At 50.9% G+C, this 7,818-nt stretch carries 6 protein-coding genes; 2 read left to right on the plus strand and 4 right to left on the minus strand.

Annotation, left to right across the window (positions count from 1 at the left end):
* Positions 1 to 77: 77 nt before the first annotated feature.
* Entirely contained in the window at positions 78 to 1,007 is a 930-nt protein-coding gene (locus tag M6D81_RS29935; protein ID WP_262681160.1) for an ABC transporter ATP-binding protein, read from the plus strand.
* A gap of 6 nt (positions 1,008 to 1,013) precedes the next feature.
* Positions 1,014 to 2,138 carry an ABC transporter permease gene (locus tag M6D81_RS29940; RefSeq protein WP_262681162.1) on the plus strand — a complete coding sequence of 375 codons (1,125 nt, stop codon included), beginning with the start codon at positions 1,014 to 1,016 and terminating at the stop codon, positions 2,136 to 2,138.
* 1,089 nt (positions 2,139 to 3,227) lie between these two features.
* Here the strand turns inward: M6D81_RS29940 and M6D81_RS29945 are convergent.
* The 4 genes from M6D81_RS29945 to M6D81_RS29960 all read right to left on the minus strand — a co-directional run bounded on the left by M6D81_RS29945 (position 3,228) and on the right by M6D81_RS29960 (position 7,219).
* Positions 3,228 to 4,379, minus strand: a complete 1,152-nt coding sequence (locus tag M6D81_RS29945) for a cation diffusion facilitator family transporter (RefSeq protein ID WP_262681164.1) — start codon at positions 4,377 to 4,379, stop codon at positions 3,228 to 3,230.
* Between the two features lie 445 nt (positions 4,380 to 4,824).
* A complete protein-coding gene (locus tag M6D81_RS29950) occupies positions 4,825 to 5,724 on the minus strand; it encodes an AraC family transcriptional regulator (RefSeq protein ID WP_262681165.1) in 900 nt (299 codons plus the stop codon).
* A 44-nt stretch (positions 5,725 to 5,768) separates the two neighbouring features.
* Positions 5,769 to 6,497: a phytanoyl-CoA dioxygenase family protein gene (locus M6D81_RS29955; RefSeq protein WP_262681166.1), complete on the minus strand. Its 729-nt coding sequence runs from the start codon at positions 6,495 to 6,497 to the stop codon at positions 5,769 to 5,771.
* 137 nt (positions 6,498 to 6,634) lie between these two features.
* Entirely contained in the window at positions 6,635 to 7,219 is a 585-nt protein-coding gene (locus M6D81_RS29960; protein ID WP_262681167.1) for a ribonuclease H-like YkuK family protein, read from the minus strand.
* Positions 7,220 to 7,818: the final 599 nt, after the last annotated feature.

A 7,818-nucleotide genomic window follows, 5' to 3' on the forward strand; every position in this document is an offset into this window, starting at 1 on the left:
TACCGGATTAAACTCAGTCTGTTACAATGGGAACTGGAATAAGAATTGCCATTTATTAGAATGAAGGAGTGACAATCATGCCCGTGCTAGAGGTTAAGAACCTGCGCAAAGCATTCGGAGCAGTCACCGCGGTTCAGGACATCAGCTTCACTGTGGAAGCAGGCGAGGTATTCACCATTATCGGTCCTAACGGTGCCGGCAAGACGACGACGCTGGAGATGATTGAAGGCTTGCAGCCGCCGGATGGCGGCCATATTCAATTCGGAAGCTTGAATTGGGTGAGGAACGGAGATGAGATCAAGCGCAGCATCGGCGTGCAGCCGCAGTCCAGCGCGCTGTTCGACTTGCTGACGGTGGAGGAGAATCTCGACCTGTTCGCCACCTTCTATCCGCAATCCCGATCGACGGCAGAAGTGATGGACATGATCAATCTGACCGATCAGCGCGACAAGCACGTCAAGAAGCTGTCCGGCGGTCAGAAGCAGCGGCTCGCCATCGGGCTCGCCATGATTAACGATCCCGACATCATCTTCCTTGACGAGCCAACGACAGGTCTGGACCCCCAGGCAAGACGCAACATATGGGATATTATCCTGAAGCTGAAGGAACTGGGCAAAACGACGATATTGACGACTCATTATATGGAGGAAGCCGAGCAACTGAGCGATCGGGTGTGCATCGTCGATCAAGGGCAGATCGTTACGCTGGATACGCCGGCAGAGCTGATCGGCCGTCTGACGAAGGAGCGCGAGGTGCGGCTCTCATTCCTGGACGGGGAAGCAGCGGCTTGGGAGACAGAGTCCATCGCGAAAAGTCTGGCATCGGTTGCCCGTACATCGCGTGAAGGCTCTGCCCTTCGTCTATGGTCGACCCAGCCTGAAGAAACATTATACGAACTGTTCGGCTACACGAAGGAGAAGGGCTATCGGGTGGAGCAAATATCGATTCGCGAGATGAGCCTGGAAGACGTCTTTATCGCCTTCACAGGTAAAGAATGGAGGGACTGACCGATCATGAATGGTACAAAACAATTTTCCAGCATGTTCGCTGCCCAGTTGAAGATGATGTTCCGCGAGAAGCAGGTGTGGTTCTGGAATTTATTCTTCCCGATTATATTGATGATCTTATTTATGATCATATTCGGCGGAGGCGGCGGCAACGACAGCTTCAAGGCTACGATCGCGACCGTGGACCCTGCACCCAACGCATCGTCCGGCATGCTGCTGGAAGCTCTGGGGGATATTCCTGCATTGGAATGGAAGGAAGAGCAGCCCATCGATCTTGAGCAAGGGCAAGAATGGGTGAAAAATGATGAGATCGATGCACTGATTGTACTGCCTGCCAGCGAAGCCGGGGGCGAGATTCAGCTAATCGTGAATCGGGAGGATGAGCAAAGTGTAACGACGCAAGCGATATCCGGCATTCTGGATCGCTTCGTGCAAGGCGCCAACATGGCTGCGGTCGGCGCACAGCCGATCTTCACGCTCAGCATGGATTCCGTCACTTCGGCTTCGCAGGACATTACGTACAAGGACTTCCTCCTGACGGGGATGATCGGTCTGGCCATTGCTCAGGGCGGATTGTTCGGCATGGTCGACCTTGTTGATATGCGGAAGCGGGGACTGCTGAAGCGTCTGCGCATGACGCCTGCCAGCATGGGCTTGTTCGGACTGGCCGGCATGCTCGTGCGGCTGATGCTCGGCATCATTCAGATCGTCATACTGGCGATTGTCGGCGTATTCGGCTTCGGGGCCCATCTGGATATTAACGTATTCAGCCTCGCTGTCGCTTTCTTCGCTGGCGCTCTCGTGTTCAATGCGATGGGCTATCTGTTCTCCTCGTTCAGCAAGACGATGGAAGCTTACATGGGCGTGGCCAACATCGCCAGCATGCTGATGATGTTCCTGAGCGGCGTATTCTTCCCGATGGAATCATTGCCGGAGTGGCTTCAGGTCGTGCCGAAGCTGCTGCCTCTCACTTACTTCGTAGAAGGCATGCGCGACGGTCTCATATACGGCACCGGCATTGCATCCGGGGAATTCTGGATGGGCATGGGCATTATGGCGTTATGGGGTGTCGTCAGCTTCCTGCTGGCCATGCAGCTGTATAAGTCCAAGTCGATCGCGGCTACCCGTTAAGCGGACGATCTAGGGGCTGCGGTTGCCGCAGCCCCTTCCATTGCAATACATTCCACTGCAACACATTTACATCTGCTGTATACTTTACACTGAAGCACATTTACAACCCTGTTGCTTTACACTGGAACACATTTACAACCCTGTTGCTTTACACTGGAGCACATTTACAACCCTGTTGCTTTACACTGAAGCACATTTACAACCCTGTTGCTTTACACTGGAACACATTTACAACCCTGTTGCTTTACACTGAAGCACATGCGTATTGCTTTTCAATGGAGCACATGCGTATTTGCTTTTCAATGGGGCACATGTATGTGCTTTATTATGGAGCACACGTATGGTCCTTTGCAGTGGAGCACACGTTCAGCAACTGATTTGTATGAAATTTCACACAAAATCGACTATTTCCTTGCTTCATCGGCAATTATTATATGAAATTTCACACAAAATCGATTATTTGCTTGCTCCAGCAGCAATTATTGTGTGAAAAATCATACAAAACGTTCTTTTATCCGCGCACTTTGTCTAATTTTGAACGAAAAATCACACAAAATAATCGATTTCTTACCCTCTTCATCTAATTTTGTGTAAAAATTCGTACAGCTCACACCGTCTTCTTACCCAATAAGCATCACTCACACTATTCCTCTACTCCCGCCGCCGCTCGCATTCCTCATTACTCACACTATACCTCTACTCCCGCCGCTCGCATTCCTCATCACTCATACTATTCCTCTACTCCCGCCGCCATTCCTCATTACTCACACTATTCCTCAACTCCCGCCGCCGCTCGCATTCCTCATCACTCACACTATTCCTCTACTCCCGCCGCCGCTCGCATTCCTCATTACTCACACTATACCTCTACTCCCGCCGCTCGCATTCCTCATCACTCACACTTTCCCTCTACTCCCGCCGCCATTCCTCATTACTCACACTTTCCCTCTACTCCCGCCGCCATTCCTCATCCCTTACACTCTCCCTCGAACTCAGTGTACGCTCCTCCTACTCATTTCAAGTACCTATTCGAACAATCAATCCATTCCATACGCCCTACTCCCAACCTTGCATGCCGCAACCTGCTCACTATACCTTTAACTCAGGATGCTGGAGCTGCGACTTCTCTACTTGAATCGTCGTATGCTGCAGCTTGAATCGTTCCTCTAACCGCTTTACGGCTTGTTGCAAGATTGACTGGCTGTCGGCCCCATCATCGATCAGCATATGGCATGTCAGGGAATCCAGACCGGACGTAATCGTCCACACATGCAAATCGTGCACATCCTTAACGCCTTCAATATTTTCCAGTGCAGCTTTCACCTCTTCTACTTGCACGGTAGGCGGTGTGCCCTCCATTAGAATGTGAACCGTTGATTTGAGAACTCCCCATGCGCTTTTCAATATCAATAAGGCTACTACGACGCTGATGATGGGATCGGCAATATACCACGAGAACAGCATCATTAACAGTCCGGCGATAATCGCCCCTACCGAGCCCAGCGCATCTCCGAGAACATGCAAGTAAGCGCTGCGCACGTTCAGATTGCCCTTGACATCGCTCTTGCGCATCAGAAACCATGCACTTGCCAGATTAGCCAGCAAGCCGATACTCGCGATAATCATCATAGATCCGCTTGCGACTGTTGGCGGCTCTTGGAATCGTTTAACCGCCTCAGCGATGATGAAGCCTGCAATGATAAAGAGAGTAACCCCGTTCAACAACGCTGCCAATATCTCAAATCTGTAAAATCCATAGGTTTTATTAGGCGATGCCGGCCTTGCCGCAAACCACATCGCTACCAAGCTAAGTGCCAGTGCCGCCGCATCGCTAAGCATATGTCCGGAATCCGACAGCAGTGCAAGCGAGTTCGTCACCAGTCCTCCGACAAATTCCAATATCATAATGCCGGATGTAATCGTTAGAGCAATGATGAGTCCAGCCTTGTTATTAGGGGCGTGATGGTGATGACCGTGGTGGCTATGTCCATGATCATGACTATGATGATGGACACCACGACCATTCCCGTGATGATGGATATGATGATGACCGTCATGTCCATGTCCGCTACTGTGACCATCATGGCTATGATGATGGACATTCTGTCCATCGCCGTGACCTTGACGATGTCCATGCTTTACGTCTTGTTCCCGGGAAGCATCCTGCTTGTTATTTGTCTTCTCCTTGCTCAGAGTGCCCCTCCATATGTGCTTCCACCATTCCATTGTGAATGTCCTCATCGCCAATCCCTCCAGTTGTGATCGCATCTGTCTATCGAACTAACGATCATCAATTCAATATATGAATATATGTTCATATGTATTATATGATGAATTCGAATTGATTGCAACATATTCCATAACCCACAATCGATCAAGCACCGTCGTATACCATCATTGTGCGCTCCAAGCAAGCGGCATATTCGCAAGCTGGACACTTTCAGCAACTATGTCAACCATAGGCAATCAAATAATCGAAGCTGGATGGCGGAAAGTTGGCTAGTTGAAAAGCTGTAGAGCATGCCACATCGGCTGGAGCACGGAAAATAGCTGGTTGGGACGCCGCAAGTCATGTCGCATCGGCTGGAGCACGGAAAGTAGCTGGTTGGGACGCCGCAAGTCATGTCGCATCGGCTGGAGCACGAACGAGGCGCGGATGGCACCTGCCGCGCCGATGAACCATCCACTAATCAGGGAATGGTTCTTTATCGAGCTGTTTGCCAGAAGAAGTTGCGCGGCATATCTTCGGCGTGATGCCGTACTTGGCTTTGAAGACGCGCTCGAAGTGAGACAGCGTATTGAAACCCGAGGCGTGGCAAATTTCCGTGATGGGCAAATCCGATACTTTGAGCAGTGACCTTGCGAATTGCAGGCGGGTATCCTGCACATAATTCTGGAATGGCATGCCAGTGAACTTACGGAAGCGTTGGCTGAAATAATTCGGCGACAAGCCGGCCTGAGCAGCAACCTCGTCCAATGTCAGCCGCGACCGAAAATGCAGCTGAATGTAAGTGACTGCCTTGCGCATCGACTCATACAAGGGAGAATCAGGCTGCTTCCCTTCATCTGCAAGCCTCTCGTCTGTGCCGAAGCTTTGCTTGGAAGCTGTGCGAACCAGCTCGATCAATATCCTTTCGAACGCTCCCTGCACCACAATCGATGAGCCGACTCCGCCCCTATCCAGCTCAGCGCGAATGAGCTCGAACATATCCGTCAGAGCTGCCACTCTATCTTCCTGCACAAAGCATAATCTGCCCTGCAAGCCGTTAAAAAGCAGCTTGCGCATTTCCTCCCGTATCGCTTTATCGGAAAAGATAAGGTTATAATGCTTGCAGCTTCCGCCCTCCGGTATAATAAGCTCATGGAAATCGGCAGGCGTCAGCAAAAACAGAGCGCCTCTCTTCAGCTCGAAAGGCACTCCGTTGAATACATGCTCCCCACTCCCATCCACGACGAATGCCAGCTCGAAAAACTCATGCCAATGCACCTCGACGGTGCTTGTAATCGTCGGCACGAATAAGCGAAAAGGGGTGGAGAGCATCTTATATTGTTGATTGGTCAACCGGTTAGGCGGATCGTATCGCATCGACAAGCACTGCCTTTCATAATCGCATCAGCGCAATGCAATCATTATACATTCACGAAAGGATTGCCGGCAATGTCCTTGCCCCGCGCAAGCCACACCTTGTGCGTTGCATTCCTCTCCGGGATGATTCGCGCCTCTGTAGAGAAGTAGCGCATCGTGTAACCACAACGTCTGTATGGACTCGTATTGGCTTTCGCGCCGTGAATTATTCTGGAGTCGTGCAATGAGCATTCGCCCGGCTCCAGCTCGAAGTAGACGGCCCGCTCATCGTCGTCCAACCCTTTCACACGGGTAGAAAATAAATTCGCGCTCGCATCCACTTCTTCATATTCCGAGAAGCCGCCGTTATGCGTCCCCGGAATAACACGCATACAGCCGTTCTCTTCCCAGCTGCGATCCAGCGCCAGCCATACGGTTACGATTTTGTCATAGGAGCTGATACGCCCTTTCCAATAGGCCGAATCTTCATGCCACGGCGTCGCCCGGCCCTGTAGCGGATCTTTGCATATAAAGTGGCTGGACCATAGACCGATATTGGGCCCGATGATCGGCTCCACCACATCCAGCACCTCGTCGCTTAACAGAAATTTCAACAGTCTTTCATCATCAAAGTGAGGCGTGTCCAGCTCATCGGACAGCTTGCTGCCCTTCTGCGCCAAGTGCTCTTCGAATATGCCCGTCAGCTCTTTCATTTTATCTGCGCCGAACAGGGGCTTCTTGTATAAATAATATCCATTTTCCTCATAGAACTTTACTTCTTGCTCATTCAACATACTTGTCAGCTCTCCTTTTTAAACTGTGATCGAAATCACTTTCAGTATAAAAAAAGAAAGAGCTGCTCGCTCCGTATATCTTCACAAGAATGCTGCATATGATACGCTCGCGGTTACGCATGCAGAAAGCCGCCCTGTTATTTGGCTGCCGCCGCTTGTCGTCCGCGATAAGGAGTCTTGGTGTACCGGTTGGAAACGGAAGAAGCGACGATCGCCTCCGGCTTCACTCTCGCCGACAGTCCCATTGCTTCAATTCGGCCTACCATATCCGCTACGAAAGCCGCTGTCTGATTGCGCTTCGGATCAGTACCCGCGTCAATATCGACGAACAGCTGCAGTTCCGCCCCCTTATACACATGGGGCATCACGATATCCTCCAGAAGCGACCGCTTGTCATCATTAAAGTAGGTCGCGATCTCCTGACTATATGTCGTCTCCAGACTTAGCTTCTCCTGAAGTGACTCGATCTCCCGCGGCAGTATAATCTGCCGATAGCAAAACCAGGCCCCCTGCCCTCGTCGCATGATAACAACGGACGTAATGAACTTCGTATGCCCGGCATGCACCTGGGCGTCCGTCCCGATGACAAGTTGATAAGCCGCTATCGGATTGCTCCCCATAAAGCGCTGAATTCGCTGAAATACCTCATCCAGCGTCATATTCTGTTCAGATACATTTCGGAATACTTGCTCATGAATTTTCGGATAATATCTTCGTTTCATAAGTATTATCACCTGTCCTTCAAGGCTGGCTTTCTTCCGCTCTTCTAATAGTATATGTTCGAACCGGCTCGGCAGAGAGAAAAAATGGACTTTCCTTTTATAATTCCAGTATTGTCTCTACTTTACCATAAAATTCGTTCGAACCAGGCACTTATGGAAGGAGTCATAAGAAAAACGCCAGACGGCGTCCGTTTACTCCCCCCTTCCGGCTCGCATGACCTTTCGTCAATTTAGTGTTGGCTGCATACACTAGGGGGCGATCGCACGGGATTCCGTCAATTTAGTGTTGGCTGCATACACTAGGGGGCGATCGCACGGGATTCCGTCAATTTAGTGTTGGCTGCATACACTGGAGGCGCGAGCGCACGGGATTCCGTCAATTTAGTGTTGGCTGCATACACTGGAGGCGCGAGCGCACGGGATTCCGTCAATTTAGTGTTGGCTGCATACACTGGAGGCGCGAGCTCACGGGATTCCGTCAATTTAGTGTTGGCTGCATACACTGGAGGCGCGAGCGCACGGGATTCCGTCAATTTAGTGTTGGCTGCATACACTAGGGGGCGATCGCACGGGATTCCGTCAATTTAGTGTTGGCTGCA

The sequence above is a fragment of the Paenibacillus sp. J5C2022 genome, from assembly GCF_025567625.1.
In the GTDB taxonomy this organism is placed as follows: Bacteria; Bacillota; Bacilli; order Paenibacillales; family Paenibacillaceae; genus Pristimantibacillus.